Below are 1,525 nucleotides of genomic sequence, written 5' to 3' on the forward strand. Positions count from 1 at the left end.
ATGATCCTGCGCAACCTGCGGCTTTTTTACGCCCTGATTCTCGTCGCTTTGCTCAGCTTCCGAGCCGCTGCGCCGTCGGCGGCGTAGCTTCATCTGCGCGACAAAACGAATTGTTCAGGGCCGACTATGAAGAACTGATGACTCAACTCGAAGCACTCGATAAGGAAGCCGAAGCAGCTAAGCAGCGTGAAGTCTCCGCGATCCTGTCGAATATCCGTGAGGCTGTCTTGAGATATGGAATCCGGCCGGAGCAGATTTCCCCGACCAGGACGAGACTGCGCTCACCCGACAAGCGGCGGGGCCCGCTTCCCCCGAAATATCGGAACCCTATGACGGGGGATACCTGGAGCGGCCGAGGGCGAGTGCCGAAATGGATGGTCGGCGCTATCGCGCGACGATTTCCTCATCGATCGACCTACGCAGTGAGCCGCTGAGCACCAGGGCGATACGAATCGCTCGCATCGGGTGGCGACCACGCTGGAAGCGGTGCACGCCCTCGAGGCGCTCGAGGATGCGCGCGCTACGGGCGGCCCGACATCGTGAACACCGACCAGGGCAGTGCACTGCGAACGCGTTCACGGAAGCCGTGCTGGGCCGAGGCATCCGGCTGTCGATGGACGGCAAGGGAAGCTGGCGCGACAACGTGTTCATCGAACGGGTGTGGTGCAGCATCAAGTACGAAGATGTCTACCTGAAAGCGTACGAGTCGGTCAGCCATACCCGGTGCTCCATCGGCGAGTACGTCAACTTGTACAACCGGAAATGGCTCCATTCGAGCCTGGCGGATCAGACGCCGGATGAGACATATTTCGCGACACTGCCTGCGTTCAAATCAGCAGCATGATTGCCTCGGACGCTTCACTTAAAAGTCTCGAAATACTGTCCGAACGAGTTAGGCCACCTCTCTCGACTTTTTTTGCGACATGACCTTCCGTGGTCCAGTGATCTCCACCATGGCGGCATCCCGTTGTCCCTCACATTACCCAGATGCGGGCATCACGCTGCGGATCTAGCAGCCCAAGGATGCTCAGCACACCGCATGGCGCCCGAACGCCTGCGTACAATCGGTACCGTCATCAAGGCTGCCCCATGGCGCATTCCGTCGTGTCAAGGGATGTACACTTCGGCTGACGACAGGGAGCCTAGGAGGCCGCCAGCACTGCCGTGCCCCCCCTCGACCAGCACTCGGCCATCGGGCAGCAGCGTCGCAGCATAAACAGCGCGTCCCTGATTCAAACTGGCGATGTCCGTCCATGCGTTATTGGCGGGATCGTACACTTCGGCTGACGATAGTGACGCGCCACGTCCGCCGGCAACCAGCACCTTGCCATTGGTCAGTAGCGTCGCGGTATGGGCGCTGCGCGCCTGATTCATGCTGGCAACGGTCGACCACGTGTTAGAAGCTGTTGCGAAATTAAGTTTCGGGTCTGTTAACTTTTCCGACTTGGTGTTAACTTCCTGTCTTGTTTTGCCTGACAGGAAGCGATGCCTAAAGAACTTGTAGACGACGAATTGTGGTCACTCA

At 58.9% G+C, this 1,525-nt stretch carries 2 protein-coding genes and 1 pseudogene; 2 read left to right on the top strand and 1 reads right to left on the bottom strand.

All coding sequences use genetic code 11. The annotated features are described in order from the left end of the window. The first annotated feature begins 137 nt into the window (after positions 1-137). Together WS62_RS32515 and WS62_RS04475 are read left to right on the top strand one after the other, a co-directional pair. Positions 138-426, top strand: a pseudogene (locus tag WS62_RS32515) (H-NS histone family protein). 85 nt (positions 427-511) lie between these two features. Continuing rightward, positions 512-844 carry an integrase core domain-containing protein gene (locus WS62_RS04475; protein ID WP_082720690.1) on the top strand — a complete coding sequence of 111 codons (333 nt, stop codon included), beginning with the start codon at positions 512-514 and terminating at the stop codon, positions 842-844. A 263-nt stretch (positions 845-1,107) separates the two neighbouring features. Here the strand turns inward: WS62_RS04475 and WS62_RS32520 are convergent, their stop codons facing one another. Continuing rightward, the gene (locus WS62_RS32520; RefSeq protein WP_197422762.1) at positions 1,108-1,374 is read right to left on the bottom strand and encodes a kelch repeat-containing protein; all 267 of its coding nucleotides are present in this window, start codon (positions 1,372-1,374) and stop codon (positions 1,108-1,110) included. Positions 1,375-1,525: the final 151 nt, after the last annotated feature.

The sequence above is a fragment of the Burkholderia sp. ABCPW 14 genome (assembly GCF_001523835.1).
Lineage (GTDB): Bacteria > Pseudomonadota > Gammaproteobacteria > Burkholderiales > Burkholderiaceae > Burkholderia > Burkholderia mayonis.